This is a genomic window from Arthrobacter sp. SAFR-179 (assembly GCF_059414945.1).
In genome coordinates, this window is record NZ_JBPFDM010000003.1 from 367,227 (window position 1) to 382,616 (window position 15,390).

Sequence of the window (15,390 nt, forward strand, 5' to 3'; positions counted from 1 at the left end):
AGCGCCACCGGCCGGCCAGTGGGTGACGGACCGGCGGTGGCGCTTCCTGTTAGTGGATCAGGCCTTGGGGCTTGCTGCGGACTCAACCTTCAGCTTGCCGTCGACGATGTCCTTCTTGATCTTCTCGAGGTCGGACTTCACTTCCGCGGGGACCTGGGAATCGAGGTCGTGGAAGGGCGCCAGCTGCACACCGTCGTTGGCAAGGGTGCCCACGTACGGGGTGTTGTTGAACTTGCCGTCCTTGTCCTCGGTGACAACCGTCTCCACGGCCTCGCCCATCTGCTTCATGACGGAAGAGAGCATGATGTCCTTGTAGTCCGGGGCGGTGAGGTAGCCGTCGGAGTCAACCCAGATCAGCTTGACGTCCTTCCCGGCAGCCTTGGCCTCGTTGAGCGCCGCGCCGGCGCCCTTGCCCACGGGACCGGCCACGGGCATCACAATGTCCGCTCCCTGGTCCAGGAAGTTCTTGGTCAGCTGCTTGCCCACGTCCTGCTTTTCGAAGTCACCCGTGAAGCTGCCGTCCTGGGCGTCCTTGTTCCAGCCGAGCAGCTTGACGTTCTTGCCCTTCTGCTGGTTGTAGTACTTCACGCCGTCGGCGTAGCCGTCCATGAAAATGGTCACGGTGGGGATCTTGATGCCGCCGAAGGTGGCCACGGTGCCGGTCTTGGTGGTTCCTGCGGCCAGGTAGCCGGCGAGGAAGGCTGCCTGCGCGGTGTCGTAGATGATGGGCTTGACGTTGCTGATGGGCTTGTCGTAGCCAAAGTCGATGATGGCGAAGTGCTTGTCCGGGTTGGCGGTGGCCTGGGCCTTGGTGGCGTCGCCCAGCAGGAAGCCGACCGTGATGGTCAGGTTGCAGCCGGCCGTGACCATGGCGCGCAGGTTGGGTTCGAAGTCGTTGTTGGTCTTCGACTCGATCTGGTTGACCTTGATGCCGAGGTCCTTCTCGGTCTTCTTCAGGCCCTCGTAGGAGGACTGGTTGAAGGACTGGTCGTCGAATCCACCGGAGTCCGAAACGATGCAGCCCGTGTAGTCGCTGGCACCTGCGGATGAGGTGCTGCCGGCTTCGGGGGCTGCACCGCAGGCGGTGAGCACAAGCGCGGACGCACCGAGGGTGGCCACACCGGCCATTGAACCGCGCTTGAAGACGGCACGCAGTGATTTCTTCAATTTTCCTCCAGGGATGATGCGAGTGGCGCTACGGGCTGGAATTCAATGAGTGTCCGTTTCGGCGCTGAAATTCTGTTTTCACTGAAGGCACGCAGCACTGCGCCGGAGCGCACTGATGGCACTTACTTTAGTGGCCTGCGCCACGTCCCCATAGCACGCCAGGAGCCCATCCGGGAGATTGTTTACAAGTTGTTACCAAGCAGTAGGGGCACCGCGGAAACGCGGTGCCCCTACTGCTTATGCCTGGTTCTGGTGGCTACAGCCGGACCAGCATTTTGCCGGTGTTTGCGCCGTCCAGGAGATCCATGAATGCCTGCGGAGCGTTCTCCAGCCCGTCGACGATCGTCTCGTCGTAGCGCACGGTCCCGTCCGCCAGCCACCCGGCCATCTTCTCCGCGAACTCTGCCGCATGCTGCCGCTGCCCGCCCACCAGGAAACCGCGCAGGGTCAATTGCTTGCCGATGGCCTGCATCAGGTTGTGGGGTGCGGGAGTGGGTTCGGTGGAGTTGTATTGCGCGATGGCACCGCACATGGCCACCCGGCCGCCCACGTTCAGGACTGCCAGGGCCGCCTCGAGGTGCTCGCCGCCCACGTTGTCGAAGTAGACGTCGATACCGGCCGGGCCGGCCGCCTTCTCCAGTTGCTCCACAACCGGACCGTCGTGGTAGTCGAACGCGGCGTCGAAGCCAAGCTCCAGGAGCCGGGCCACCTTGGCCGGCGAGCCGGCGGAGCCGATGACACGTGAAGCCCCCATGGCCTTGGCAATCTGTCCCACCAGGGACCCGACCGCACCGGCCGCACCCGAAACGAACACAGCGTCCCCCGGCTTGAATTCGGCGACCTTCAGCAGGCCGGCGTAGGCCGTCAGGCCGGTCATGCCCAGCGCGCCAAGGAAAGCCGACGCTGGCGCCAGGTCAGTCCGGGCGGGGGTGGCAGCAGTGCCGTCAACCACCGCGTACTCGCGCCAGCCAAGGGAATGCACGACGACGTCGCCCTCCTGGTGTGCGGATGAACGGGACGCGATCACCTCGCCTACCGCACCGCCGTCGAGCGCTTTGCCCACGGCGAAGGGTGCCGAGTAGGACTTGACGTCGTTCATCCTGCCCCGCATGTAGGGGTCCACGGACATGAAAAGGTTGCGCACCAGGATCTGGCCGTCTTCAAGTGTGGGCAGCGGCGACTTGGTAAGTTCGAAATTTTCGCCCGAGGGGCGCCCCACGGGACGGGAGGCCAGCCGGATTTCACGGGTGGTGGTTGCAAGGGCTGTGCTCATGCTGCGTACTCCAGAATCTTGAGGTCAACGTTGATGTTGCCGCGAGTGGCATTTGAATAGGGGCAGACCTCGTGTGCCTTGGCCACCAGCTCTTCGGCGGTAGCGAGGTCCAGCGCCGGCAGGGCAATTTCGAGCTCGGCGGCAAGCCCGAAGCCTGCACCGCCGTCCAGCTGCCCCAGGTGGATCTTCGCTGCCACTGCCGAGTCCGTCAGGTCAGCTCCTGCCTTGCGGCCCACCAGGCGCAGAGCGGAGTGGAAGCAGGCGGCATACCCGGCGGCAAAGAGCTGTTCGGGGTTGGTGCCCTGGCCGCTGCCACCGAGTTCGACCGGGCTGGCGAGGGCCACTGCCAGCTTGCCGTCATTGCTGCGTGCAGCGCCGTCGCGGCCTTCACCCGAGGCCAGTGCCTCGGCGGTGTAGAGAGTCTTCACGAAAAATATCCGTCCTGTAGGTGGGATGGTGCAGTATTCGGGTTCAGAGCGATTCATGCAGGGCAGCCGTGAGCTTGCCCAGGGTGGTCCGCAGCTGTTCAAGTTCGTCCAGGGAGAGACCTGCGGCGTCGGCCAGCCGCTGCGGAATGGCACTTGCCTGGCCGCTGAGGCTTCGCCCGGCCGGTGTCAGGTGGATGGCAACGCGGCGTTCGTCCTCGCCGGAGCGCCGCCGCTCCACGAGCCCCAGGGCTTCCAGTCGCTTCAGCAGCGGCGACAGGGTGCCCGAGTCAAGGCCCAGTTCCCCGCCGAGTTCCTTGACGCCCCGGGGTTCGTTCTCCCACAGGACCAGCATCACTAGGTACTGCGGGTAGGTGAGTCCCAGTTCGTCCAGGACAGGCCGGTAGACGGCGGTAGCGGCACGGGAGGCCGAGTACAACGCAAAACAGACTTGCCGGTCCAGGCGGGGTGCTTCGGTCATGGGTATAACGATAGCCCACCACTAAGTTGTGCACAACTTACGGCACCTGTGGCTGCCCTTGTGCCCCGCCGTCGTCGTACTTCCCTTGTTGCTGTCCTGAAACAGCGATGCCTGATATCCCCACCCGGGGCGGGGATACCAGGCAGGGCTTGTCAGGAAACCGGGGTCTGTTCCAGGTCGCGGATGGTGCGGAGCGCCGCTGCGGTGAGGACCCGGATACCCAGGCCAAGTGAGCGCTCGTCCAGGATGTAATCCCCGCGGTGGAGGTCGTAGTCCTCGCCGCCGGGCGTCTTGGTGCCCAGGCGCATCATGGCGCCGGGAAGTTCCGCGAGGAACCACGCGAAATCCTCGCCGCCCATTGACTGCGGGGTGAGCACCACGGCGCTTTCGCCGATTTCGGCCCGGGCGGCGGCCTCGATGATGGCTGTCTCGTGTTCGGAGTTCACCACCGGCGGCACTCCCCTGGTGTGCTCCAGGTGGACGTCCACGCCGTAGGGCGCAGCCACCTGGTGGACCACTTCGTCAAGGAGTTCACCGGCGGCGTGCCAGGCGTCCCGGTCCAGGCAGCGCATGGTCCCGGCCATGTAGCCGCTGCCGGGGATGGCGTTGGGTGCCGAGCCTGCGGTGATCTGGCCCCACACGACGGAGACGCCGCTGCGGACGTCCACCCGGCGGGACAGCACGGCGGGTACGTTGACGGCGATCTGGGCCAGCGCGAACACCAGGTCTTCGGTCAGGTGCGGGCGGGACGTGTGGCCGCCGCGGCCGGAGAGTTCGATCCGGATGGTGTCCGACGCCGAGGTAATGGCACCGATGCGGGTTCCCACCTTGCCCACTTCAATGCGGGGGTCGCAGTGCAGCGCCAAAATCCGGGGGACGCCGTCCAGCACACCCTGTTCAATGCAGGAATGCGCGCCGCCGGGCATGGTCTCCTCAGCAGGCTGGAAGATGATCCTGACGGTGGCGCCGAGGGGTGATTCCTGGTGCATCCGGTGCAGTACCAGGGCGATGCCCAGCATGGTGGTGGTGTGCACGTCATGGCCGCAGGCGTGGGTGACGCCGTGGTTCTTCGACGCGAACGGCAGCCCGGTCTCCTCGATAATGGGCAGGGCATCGATGTCGCCGCGAAGCGCCGTGGCGATGGGGCCTTCGCCCACGTCCACCGTCAGACCGGTGCCTTCCAGGCGGCGGGGGCTCAGGCCGGCAGCTTCGAGCCGCTCGGCGAGCTTGTCGGTGGTGCGGAACTCCTTGAAGGACAGTTCCGGGTGCGCATGCAGGTCCCGCCGGAATTCGATCAGTTCAGGCAAAAGCGGTTCGAGCCAGGGAGCCACCAGGGCGGTGGGCTCGGCTTCAGTAGTGTAATTGCGCACTGCTTCACTCTAGCGAGGGTGTTGGCTTTCGTGCCCATTCACTGACGCCTCATTACATCCCGAAACCTGCCGGCGCGGGTTGGGCCGGCAGGTTCCGGGATCAGAGAACGTCCGTGTCGCCGCTTGCCTTGAGTGCGTCAACGGCAGCCTTGACGCGTTGGGAATTGGCCATGGTGGTCACCAGCAAAGCGTCCGGCGTATCCACGATGACAACGTCCTGGATGCCGATCAGGGCGATCACGCGCTTGGTGTCGGTGACCACAACGCCACTCGAGTTCTCGGTGAACACGCGGGCACCTTCGCCGAGGACCGTGACGTCGTCCACTTCCTTGGCGCTGTTGAGGCGCCCCACCGAGGCAAAGTCGCCAACGTCGTCCCAACGGAAGGTCCCGGGTACGACGGCGACGTCCCCGGCTTCGGCGGCGGGCTCGGCCACTGCGTAGTCGATGGCGATCTTCGGCAGCGTTGGCCAGACGCGCCCGGTGACCTCGTCGCGCTGGGGGGTGTCCCACGCGCGGGCGATTTCCTGCAGGCCCTGGAACAGTTCGGGCTGGTTCGCCTCAAGGTGCTTGAGCATCAGCGCCACCGGCGCCACGAACATACCGGCGTTCCACACGTAGTTACCGCTGTCGACGTACTGCTGGGCCACTTCCTCGTCGGGCTTCTCGACGAACTCCACCACATCCTGGGCGCTGGGCGCGCCCTCGATGTGCAGGTCCTGCCCGGAACGGATGTAGCCGAACCCGGTGGACGGGTGCGTGGGCTTGATGCCAATGGTGACGATCTTGCCGGCAGCGGCAGTAAAGATGGCCTCACGGACGGCCTGCTGGAACAGATCGTCAGGGCTGATGACCTGGTCTGCGGCGAAGGAACCCATGATGGTGTCAGGATCGCGCTCGTGCAGGATGGCAGCGGCAAGGCCGATGGCCGCACCGGAGTCCTTGGGCTCCGACTCGAGGACCAGGTCCGAATCGTGCAGCTCGGGCAACTGCCGGCACACGGCATCGCGGTGCGCCTTGCCAGTGACGACCAGCATCCGGCTGCCTGCCAGCGGATGCAGCCGGTCGTAGGTGGCGCGCAGCAAGGTGCTGCCCGATCCCGTGAGATCGTGAAGGAACTTGGGAGCTGCGGCACGTGACAGGGGCCAGAGGCGGGTCCCCACTCCGCCTGCCGGAATCACCGCAATAAAGCGGTCAAGGGGTGAAGCCGGGCTTGTCACTTTGTCTGTACTCATCAGGGCTACTTTAGCGGAACGGCCGCAACCGGTCCCTTGCAGACCCACCGGACCCGCATTTTCCGGTACCGTCCCGGCCAAAAGCCGGAACAGATGTGGCGTTCGTCTCATTTCACCGGAAAATCCGCTCCAGTACTGGGCACCAAGAAACTCCTAAATTGAATAAGCTGTTAGCGGAGCCTAGATTTAGGCCTGAGCTACGAGTGCTCTCGCAGCAGGCGTTCCCCCCGCATGGATCTCATGCCAGCGCCGCTGTGTTGCAGGGAGGTTTATCAGTGCCGACAAAACCAGCTGGCACCTTGTACCGCGGCCGTGAAGGCATGTGGTCCTGGGTAGGACACCGCATTACCGGTGTAGTGATCTTTTTCTTCTTGTTGGTCCACGTCCTGGACACCTCCTTGGTGCGTGTGTCACCGGAGGCCTACACCGCTGTGATCGGCGCCTACAAGAACCCCCTGATGGCGCTGGGCGAGACCGGCCTTGTTGCCGCCATCGTGTTCCACGCCTTCAACGGCCTGCGGATCATTGCGGTCGACTTCTGGAAGAAGGGCGCCAAGTACCAGCGGCAGATGCTGTGGGCAGTCCTGGCCCTGTGGGTCGTGACCATGGTCGCTTTCTCCATCCGCCACCTGTCCCTCGCCCTCGGAGGTCACTAAGCCATGACTGCAACGATCGAGAGCCCCCGCAGCGGGCGGATCGCCCCCCAGTACCGCCGCAGCGGCGGCTCCCGGGGCAACTTCGAGATGATCGCCTGGCTGTTCATGCGCCTCTCCGGCGTGGTGCTGGTGGTCCTCATTTTCGGCCACCTGTTCGTGAACCTCATGGTGGGCGAAGGCATCCACGCCATCGACTTCGGTTTCGTCGCCGGCAAGTGGGCAGACCCCTTCTGGCAGTTCTGGGATCTCGCCATGCTCTGGCTGGCCATGCTGCATGGCACCAACGGCGTGCGGACCATCATCAATGACTACGCCGAGAAGACCTCCACCCGCCGGTGGCTGAAGACCGTCCTGTACGCGGCGGCCGTCGTCATCATCCTCCTGGGCACGCTGGTCATCTTCACCTTCAACCCGTGCCCTGTGGTGAACGGTGTTGCCCTTCCTGGTGGATTCTGCCCTGCCTAGCACTGGCACAACCCCGGGCCCGCGGGCTTTTCCGCGGGCCCTGTTTTGCGGAGCAGGCGAAGCCGCCCCGTTGTTTTATAGCGAATTTTGAGAGAAAGAGCATCTGGTATGCAGGTCCATAAGTACGACGTCGTCATCGTCGGTGCCGGTGGCGCTGGCATGCGCGCCGCGATCGAATCCGGTCAGCGTGCGCGCACAGCAGTACTGACCAAGCTCTACCCCACCCGCTCGCACACTGGTGCGGCACAGGGTGGCATGTGCGCAGCCCTTGCCAATGTCGAGGAAGACAACTGGGAATGGCACACGTTCGACACCGTCAAGGGCGGCGACTACCTGGTTGACCAGGACGCCGCCGAGGTCATGGCCAAGGAAGCCATCGACGCCGTGCTGGACCTGGAAAAGATGGGCCTGCCCTTCAACCGCACGCCCGAAGGCCGCATTGACCAGCGCCGTTTCGGCGGCCACACCCGCGACCACGGCAAGGCTCCGGTCCGCCGCGCATGCTACGCCGCGGACCGCACGGGACACATGATCCTGCAGACCCTGTACCAAAACTGCGTCAAGCACAACGTTGAGTTCTACAACGAGTACTACGTGCTGGACCTGCTGACGGTTGAAGAGGACGCTGTCCGCGCAGACGGCACGCCGTTCAAGCAGAAGCGCGTTGCCGGCGTGGTCTCCTACGACCTCGCGTCCGGCGAGTTGCACGTGTTCCAGGCCAAGTCCGTGGTGTTCGCCTCCGGCGGCGCCGGCAAGGTCTTCAAGACCACGTCCAATGCCCACACCCTCACCGGGGACGGCATGGGCATCGCCTTCCGCCGCGGGATCCCCCTGGAGGACATGGAGTTCTTCCAGTTCCACCCGACAGGCCTGGCCGGCCTGGGCATCCTGCTCTCCGAGGCCGCCCGCGGTGAAGGTGCCATCCTGCGCAACTCCGAGGGTGAGCGCTTCATGGAGCGCTACGCCCCCACCATCAAGGACCTGGCGCCCCGTGACATCGTGGCCCGCTCCATGGCCAACGAGGTCCGCGAAGGCCGCGGCTGCGGTCCGAACAAGGACTACGTCCTCCTGGACCTGACCCACCTTGAGCCGGCGCACATCGACGCGAAGCTGCCGGACATCACCGAGTTCGCCCGCACCTACCTGGGCGTGGAACCGTACACCGAGCCGGTGCCCGTGTTCCCCACAGCGCACTACGCCATGGGCGGCATCCCCACGAACATCACCACAGAGGTCCTCCAGGACAACGACACCGTAGTCCCCGGCCTCTACGCAGCCGGCGAAGTGGCCTGCGTATCCGTCCACGGTTCCAACCGCCTGGGCACCAACTCCCTGCTGGACATCAACGTTTTCGGCAAGCGGGCAGGTATCGCCGCAGCTGAATACGCCAAGACCGCCCAGTTCGTGGAGCTGCCGGAGAACCCGCTGGCCTACACCACCGAACTGCTGGACATTGCCCGCAACGGCACCGGCGATGAAAAGGTGGCGCAGATCCGCAAGGAACTGCAGGACACCATGGACGCCAACATGCAGGTGTTCCGCACGGCGGACACTTTGAACCAGGTGCTGCGGGACATCGCCTCCTTCGAGGAGCGGTACAAGCGCATCAACGTCCAGGACAAGGGCAAGCGCTTTAACCTGGATCTGCTCGAGGCCGTTGAACTCGGCTTCCTGCTGGAGCTGGCCAAGGTCATGACCGTGGCCGCCCTGCACCGCGAGGAATCCCGCGGCGGACACTTCCGCGAGGACTTCCCCGAGCGTGACGACGAGAAATTCATGAAGCACTCCATGGCGTACAAGGATGACCACGCCCCGGCTGACGGATCGGCAGAAGCAATTGCCGGCATCCGACTGGCCACCAAGCCGGTTGTCTTTACCCGCTACGAGCCGATGGTGAGGAAGTACTAGGATGAGCACCGAAATCGCTGAGCCAGCCTCAAAGGTCGAACTTCCTGCCGGCGTTGGCGGGGGCGGGGAAATCCCCACGTTTGACGTCCACATGCGGGTCCGCCGGTACAACCCGGAGGTTTCCGAGGAAGCCACCTGGGATGATTTCCACGTGACCATGTACGGCACGGACCGTGTCCTGGATGCCCTGCACAAGGTCAAGTGGGAGATGGACGGTACGCTGTCCTTCCGCCGCTCCTGCGCCCACGGCGTGTGCGGTTCCGACGCCATGCGCATCAACGGCCGCAACCGCCTTGCCTGCAAGACGCTGCTGAAGGACCTGGACACGTCCAAGCCCATCACGGTGGAGCCCATCAAGGGCCTGCCGGTGGAGAAGGACCTAATCGTGGACATGGAGCCGTTCTTCCAGTCGTACCGCGAGGTCATGCCGTTCCTTATCAACAAGGGCCACGAGCCCACCCGGGAACGCCTTCAGTCCGCCGAGGACCGTGAGCGTTTCGACGACACCACCAAGTGCATCCTGTGCGCCGCGTGCACGTCCTCCTGCCCGGTGTTCTGGACCGATGGGCAGTACTTCGGCCCCGCCGCAATCGTCAACGCGCACCGCTTCATCTTCGACTCGCGTGATGATGCCGGTGACATGCGCCTGGAGATCCTGAACGACAAGGAAGGCGTGTGGCGCTGCCGCACCACTTTCAACTGCTCGGAGGCCTGCCCCCGCGGCATCCAGGTCACGCAGGCCATCGCGGAGGTCAAGCAGGCCATCCTGGCCCGCAAGATCTAGGCACGTTCACCAACAGATATAACGGCCGACGGCGTCGCTCACCACGTGTGGTGGGGGCGCCGTCGGCCGTTTCAGCAGAAAGGGGTCCTCCTTGTCCCGCTCCGAAAAAGTGTCCTTCACCGGGTCCACCGGCGAGACGCTGTCCGGCATCATTGACGTCCCGGAGGGTCCCGTCAAAGGCTGGGGCGTCTTCTCGCACGGTTTCACACTGGGCAAGGACAGCCCCTCCGCGTCCCGCATGTGCAAGGCGCTGGCGGACAGCGGCATCGGCATGCTGCGTTTCGACAACCTGGGCCTGGGCGGCTCGGCAGGGGAATGGTCAGCGGGTTCATTCAGCCACAAGGTGGCCGACACAGTGAAGGCTGCAGAATTCATGGGCAGCCAGGGAAAGGGGATCTCCCTGCTGGTGGGCCACTCGTTCGGCGGCGCCGCGGTCCTTGCCGCCGCGCGGGAAATTCCTGAGCTGGACGCCGTTGCCACCGTCGGAGCGCCCTTCTCCCCCAAGCACGTTGCCCACGTCTTCGATGCGGCGCTGGACAGGATCCTGAGCGAGGGCAGCGCCGAAGTGGACCTGGGCGGCAAGCGGGTGGAGATCCGCCGGCACTTCGTGGAGGACCTGGAGAACGCGGACCTGACGGACTGCATCAAACAGCTGCACAAGCCGTTGATGGTGCTGCACTCCCCCACCGACAACACCGTGGGGATCGAAAATGCCAGCACCATCTTCCAGACGGCACGGCATCCGCGGAACTTCGTCTCCCTTGAGGGCAGCGACCACCTCCTGACCGGCAAGGGCCAGGCCGCCCGGGCAGCAAGGATCATCGCCGCCTGGGCCGACCAGTACCTCGACGCAGCACCCGCCTGAGCGGCTTCCTTGCTGCCTTCCGGATGGATGCCCCGCGCCTTAGCGGAGACACCGCGGCCGCCGGAAGGCTACTTGCCGATGGCCGCCTTGCTCTCGCTGATCCACTGCTCGGCTGCCTTCTCCGGCGTGAGGCGCTTGAACAGGACGTCTGTATTGATTCGGGCAGTAATCTCGGAAACAGCCGTTGATCCGGTGGGGCCAATGTACGTGGGGGCGAAGTCCATCTTGCCGATCTGGTCGATGTACTCCGCTTCCACCTTGCCCTGTGGTGTCAACAGGCCCTGAATGGCTGTCCGCATTTCAGCGTTTCCGGGAATGCCCCTGTCGCTCTGGATGATCTTGGCCGCTGACGGGTTGTTGACCAGGAAGTTCACCAGCTTTGCGGCGGCGTCAGTGTGCTTGCTGCGGGCAGAGATGGTGTAGAACTGCGAGGACTGAAGCCAGATTCCCGGAGTGGGCTTTTCGCCGGGAAGCTTGAGCAGCCTCAGGTCAGCGCCCGAGGCCTTGCTGAGGGCTGTCAGTGAATTGCTCCATGTGAGCATCATTCCGGCCTTCCCCATGCCCATGAGGGTCTGCTCGGTGCTGACGTTGAGCTTTTCGACAGTTTCCGAGGCACTCGGAGCAGCACCGGAACCGCTCAACTCCAGGGAGTAATCAAAGTAGTCCTGAACCGTTTGCTTGCCCAAACCCAGTTGGCCGTCCTGGGTGTAGAGGGATTCCCCGCGCTGGCGGGCAAAGGCGTCCAGGGAGTCGTGGGTGAGGACGGTTGCCGTTCCGTATGTACCCTTCGGGCTCTTGTTGGTGATGTCCGTGGCGATCCTGGCGAAGTCGTCCCAGCTCCAGGTGCTGTCATCCGGAAGGGGAACGCCGGCTGCGGCGAAGACGGCCGGGTTGACCACTATCGCCAGCGCGTTGGCTCCCGTGGAGACGCCGTACTGCTTGCCCTTGACCTGCCCGTTCTCCCGCGCCCCTTGGTCAATCCTGGACAGGTCAAGCGATCCCTCCACCTTCGACAGGTCCAGCAAGGCCCCGCGGTTGGCATACTCGGCTGGATAGGCGCCACCCATGGTGATGACGTCCGGGGCGTCGTTGGCGGCCATCTGGGTGGCGAGCTTATCGAAGTACCCGCTGATGTCGCCGTATTCCGGTTTCACTTTGATATTGGGGTTCGCTGCTTCGAATTCCGCGATCGCCTTGTTGGTCAGGTCCGCGCGGCCTGCGTTGCCCCACCAGGAAAAACGGATTTCGACCGGCCCATCCTCCGCCTTGTTGGAGGAGGGACTCGAGCAGGCGGCAGTAGTGGCCAGCAGGGCTGCGGCCGACAGGACAGCGATCGATTTACGAATACCTCGGATACCTTGACGCGTCATTGGGCAGGCTTCTTCCTCAGTCAGAAGGGGCGGGAAAACGGTTCCTGAAACGTATCAAAGGTGTATGTTGGGGTCAATAGTTTCGACTTTGAACTATTCTTCAAACGTCAACGCGGACACCAACAGGAGGGCGTGCGGAGTGCACAGCCAAAGCACCAGCGAAAGCGGGGTATCCCATGCAGGCATCGACCGCAAGGAACTCGTGCAGCGCCACAACATCCGGCAGCAGCACCTCGACCCGCGAAGCCCGGTCTCGGTGGGAAACGGAGAATTCGCTTACACCGTCGATCTCACAGGCCTCCAGACCCTTCCCGACGAATACCCTGTAGGCGCGCGCGGCGACCTGCCGCCGGGCACGCTGCTGGGCACCCAGGCCCAATGGGGATGGCACTCTGTGCCCGCTCCACACACGTACGACCTGGCCGGCTCGACAGTTCTCTACGATTCGCCCCGCGGCCCGGTGCCCTACGTGGACATGGTGGGCGACATCGTCAACGACCGCGAAACAGATACCTCCGCTGCTGAAACGTGGCTCCGCGCGAACGCCCACCGACTGGACCTGGGACGGATTGGCCTGCGCTGGATGGAGGACGGCTCAGAGCGTGCAATCACAAGAGGTGAGGTGACGGACACCGAACAAACCCTGGATCTGTGGACTGGGGTGGTGACCAGTCACTTCACAGTTGCAGGCCAGCCGGTAAAAGTCACAACTGCCTGCCACCCGGACCGGGACGAACTCGGCTTCCGTGTGGAGTCCCCCGCCCTTGGCTCCGGCCTGGTGGTCGGCGTCAGCTTTCCCTATGGCTCTGAGGCCTGGCACGACGCCGCCGATTGGAACAGCCCGGATGCCCACACAACGTCGCTCACTGAAGCGGTAACCGCAGAAGGCAGTGCCACCAGGATGTGGACCGCCGGCCGGAGGTTGGACAACTCCCGCTATCAGGTGATGATCACTGGGCAGGATTTCACGGTGATGCAGACGGAACAACACCGTCTGCGGATCGTGCCCGGCACTTCGGACGGGCCGTGGGGCGGAGTGTTGGACTTCTCCATTGCCTTCAGCTCCGGGGAGGACGGTGACTGCATTCCACGGGGAAACAACCGGCCGGCTGCCGGGGCACCCAAGGGCAGCAGTCCCGCCCCAGGAGGTTACGGCGTCGGGCTTTCACCGGCGGATAGTGTGGCTTCAGCGTCCGCGGCGTATTGGCAAAGATTCTGGTCTTCGGGCGGCGCTATTGAACTTGCTGCAACGGACGACCCCCGTGCCAGGGAGCTGGAACGCCGCATTGTGCTGTCCCAGTACCTCACGGCGGTCAACTGCTCGGGATCACTGCCGCCGCAGGAAACCGGACTGGTCTGCAATTCCTGGCGGGGCCGCTTCCACCTGGAGATGCACTGGTGGCACGCTGCCCACTTTGCGCACTGGAACCGGCCGGAACTCATCCTGCCGTCCCTCCGCTGGTATTCAACAGTGCTGGAAAGTTCCCGGCAGACGGCCAGGATGCAGGGGTTCGACGGCGTCCGCTGGCCGAAACAGGTAGGTCCGGATGGCAGGGAGAGCCCCAGCCCCATCGGAACCTTCCTGATTTGGCAGCAGCCGCATCCCATCCACTTGGCGGAACTGGTTTACCGCGCCAACCCCAGTCCGGCGGTACTCGAGGAATTCGCGGAGATCGTCTTCGAATCCGCTGCCTTTATGGCCAGTTTCGCCCACCCCACGGCGCGAGGGTTCGAACTGGGGCCGCCGCTCATTCCCGCACAGGAGAGCTATGGGCCGCTCCGTGCCACCGTCACCAATCCGACCTTCGAACTGGCCTACTGGCAGTGGGCTCTCCGGATTGCCGCGGCTTGGCGGGAGCGGCTGGGCCTGGAACCGGTCGAGTCATGGTTGGCGGTGGCCGATGGCCTGGTCCCTCCGCGCGTGATCAATGGCGTGTACGCAGCCATGGATGTGGAACCGTTCACCATCAGGACAGACCACCCCTCGATGCTCTGCGCACTTGGCGTCCTCCCACTGACGGACCTGATCGACGAAACCGTCATGCGGGCCACGCTCGCGGGTGTCCTTGCTGACTGGGACTGGGACAGTACCTGGGGCTGGGACTATCCGGTCATGGCCATGACGGCCGCCCGGCTGGGCGACCCTGAAACGGCTGTGGACGCACTCCTGCAGGAAACGCCCAAGAACACAGTCCTGGTCAACGGGCACAACCGGCAGACGGAGTCCCTGCCGCTGTACCTTCCCGGTAACGGCGGTCTTCTCGCCGCCGTCGCCCTGATGGCTGCCGGATGGGACAACGGCCCGGACCGGCATGCACCCGGCTTTCCATCCGGTTGGACAGTAGCGTGGGAGGGACTGGTGCAGGCTCCATAACTGCAAGGAGTGGAGGACCTCCTCCTGCGCCTCAGGTTTGCGGAGTTGTCCGCCGGGCCCCCAGGATCGTCTTTCGCGGCACGCCGTCCGCCTCCTGGTCTGCCTCACGGACTGCCGCCCAGCCGGCGGAGACAAGGTAGACCTGGCTGACCAGGTTGAACCAGATGAGCAGGCCGATGATGATCGCGAACGGCGCCAGGATGGGGTTGCGGCTGGCACCGCCAAGGAGTTCGGTGCTGAAGATCTGCAAAATTGTGGTCCCCACGGCGGACAGGACAGTGCCTTCGATCAGTGCCCGGCGGGACAGCTTGAGCCCGGCGGCCAGCCGGAACATGATCAGCGCCGTGACCCAGTTCAGGACCAGCGGAACAACGATCTTGACCGACGTCGTCAAGGGGCCGGCCACGGCATCTGTGAGGTGCAGGAAATCCGCTACCCACCCGGCCAGCGTCCCGAACACCAGTGAAGCTCCGGCGCTGATCACCAGGGCCACGCCCAGCAGCAGGAGGGTTCCGGCGTCGCGCAGCTTCATCAGGATGGGATTAACCACGGGCGGAGGCATCCGCAGCACGCCGCGCAGGCCGTCCCTGATGCCGTTGATCCAGCCCAGCGATGTGATGACGGTGACCACGGCGGCAATCACAGCGGTCCACCCAAGGCCGTCCGGGTTCAGGAGGTCTTTCGGGTCCACCAGTCCTTCGCCGCCGTTGACCTTCAGGAGTCCGGGGGCGCTTTGCGCCACCGTGGCAATAATGGTGTCAAGCAGGGCCGGCTGGCTCCTGAGAACAAGCCCGGCCACCGAAAAGCCGGTCGTCAGGAGGCCGGTGATGGAGAAGAACATCCGGAAGCCGATGCCGGCGCTCAGCAAGGGGCCGTGCTGGAGATTGTAGTGCTGGAACGCCCGCATGGGCCGCAGCGTGTTGAGCCTGGCCTGCAGCCATTGGACCGTGGCCATCAGGCTCGGCAACAGCCCGCTCCCGGATCTCCTGGCCTTGCCCCATTCCATCCGCTTCTGGAT

14 protein-coding genes are annotated in these 15,390 nt (G+C 64.4%); 6 read left to right on the forward strand and 8 right to left on the reverse strand.

Going from position 1 to position 15,390, the window contains the following annotated elements; genetic code table 11:
* Nucleotides 1-57 precede the first annotated feature (57 nt).
* From ACR65K_RS08535 to ACR65K_RS08560, 6 genes are all read right to left on the reverse strand, one after another.
* Nucleotides 58-1,167 carry a BMP family lipoprotein gene (locus tag ACR65K_RS08535; RefSeq protein ID WP_440152257.1) on the reverse strand — a complete coding sequence of 370 codons (1,110 nt, stop codon included), beginning with the start codon at nt 1,165-1,167 and terminating at the stop codon, nt 58-60.
* 256 nt (nt 1,168-1,423) lie between these two features.
* Nucleotides 1,424-2,440 carry an NADP-dependent oxidoreductase gene (locus tag ACR65K_RS08540; protein ID WP_440152258.1) on the reverse strand — a complete coding sequence of 339 codons (1,017 nt, stop codon included), beginning with the start codon at nt 2,438-2,440 and terminating at the stop codon, nt 1,424-1,426.
* Complete coding sequence (locus ACR65K_RS08545) at nt 2,437-2,868, reverse strand: organic hydroperoxide resistance protein (protein WP_440152259.1); 432 nt, start codon at nt 2,866-2,868, stop codon at nt 2,437-2,439. Before ACR65K_RS08545 ends, ACR65K_RS08540 begins: the two co-directional genes overlap by 4 nt.
* 43 nt (nt 2,869-2,911) lie before the next feature.
* Nucleotides 2,912-3,346, reverse strand: a complete 435-nt coding sequence (locus ACR65K_RS08550) for a MarR family winged helix-turn-helix transcriptional regulator (RefSeq protein WP_440152261.1) — start codon at nt 3,344-3,346, stop codon at nt 2,912-2,914.
* 152 nt (nt 3,347-3,498) lie between these two features.
* Nucleotides 3,499-4,716, reverse strand: a complete 1,218-nt coding sequence (locus ACR65K_RS08555; protein WP_056332422.1) for an amidohydrolase — start codon at nt 4,714-4,716, stop codon at nt 3,499-3,501.
* A 100-nt stretch (nt 4,717-4,816) separates the two neighbouring features.
* Nucleotides 4,817-5,950 (reverse strand): mannose-1-phosphate guanylyltransferase, encoded by a 1,134-nt coding sequence (locus ACR65K_RS08560; protein WP_440152263.1) that lies wholly within the window; start codon nt 5,948-5,950, stop codon nt 4,817-4,819.
* Nucleotides 5,951-6,225: 275 nt separating this feature from the next.
* On the opposite strand from ACR65K_RS08560, the gene sdhC reads away from it, so the two are divergent.
* From sdhC to ACR65K_RS08585, 5 genes are all read left to right on the forward strand, one after another.
* Complete coding sequence (gene sdhC / locus ACR65K_RS08565; RefSeq protein ID WP_081620212.1) at nt 6,226-6,606, forward strand: succinate dehydrogenase, cytochrome b556 subunit; 381 nt, start codon at nt 6,226-6,228, stop codon at nt 6,604-6,606.
* Between the two features lie 3 nt (nt 6,607-6,609).
* Nucleotides 6,610-7,071 carry a succinate dehydrogenase hydrophobic membrane anchor subunit gene (locus ACR65K_RS08570; RefSeq protein WP_142030605.1) on the forward strand — a complete coding sequence of 154 codons (462 nt, stop codon included), beginning with the start codon at nt 6,610-6,612 and terminating at the stop codon, nt 7,069-7,071.
* Nucleotides 7,072-7,179: 108 nt separating this feature from the next.
* Complete coding sequence (gene sdhA, locus ACR65K_RS08575; protein WP_056332427.1) at nt 7,180-8,979, forward strand: succinate dehydrogenase flavoprotein subunit; 1,800 nt, start codon at nt 7,180-7,182, stop codon at nt 8,977-8,979.
* Nucleotide 8,980: 1 nt separating this feature from the next.
* A complete protein-coding gene (locus tag ACR65K_RS08580) occupies nt 8,981-9,763 on the forward strand; it encodes a succinate dehydrogenase iron-sulfur subunit (RefSeq protein WP_440152265.1) in 783 nt (260 codons plus the stop codon).
* Between the two features lie 91 nt (nt 9,764-9,854).
* Nucleotides 9,855-10,628, forward strand: a complete 774-nt coding sequence (locus ACR65K_RS08585) for an alpha/beta hydrolase family protein (RefSeq protein ID WP_440152266.1) — start codon at nt 9,855-9,857, stop codon at nt 10,626-10,628.
* Nucleotides 10,629-10,696: 68 nt separating this feature from the next.
* On the opposite strand, the gene ACR65K_RS08590 is transcribed toward ACR65K_RS08585, so the two are convergent.
* Entirely contained in the window at nt 10,697-11,998 is a 1,302-nt protein-coding gene (locus ACR65K_RS08590; RefSeq protein WP_440152267.1) for an ABC transporter substrate-binding protein, read from the reverse strand.
* 139 nt (nt 11,999-12,137) lie between these two features.
* Between ACR65K_RS08590 and ACR65K_RS08595 the strand changes: the two genes are divergently transcribed.
* Nucleotides 12,138-14,372, forward strand: a complete 2,235-nt coding sequence (locus ACR65K_RS08595; protein WP_440152318.1) for a hypothetical protein — start codon at nt 12,138-12,140, stop codon at nt 14,370-14,372.
* Nucleotides 14,373-14,403: 31 nt separating this feature from the next.
* Here the strand turns inward: ACR65K_RS08595 and ACR65K_RS08600 are convergent, their stop codons facing one another.
* Complete coding sequence (locus ACR65K_RS08600) at nt 14,404-15,378, reverse strand: YihY/virulence factor BrkB family protein (RefSeq protein WP_440152319.1); 975 nt, start codon at nt 15,376-15,378, stop codon at nt 14,404-14,406.
* Between the last annotated feature and the right edge of the window lie 12 nt (nt 15,379-15,390).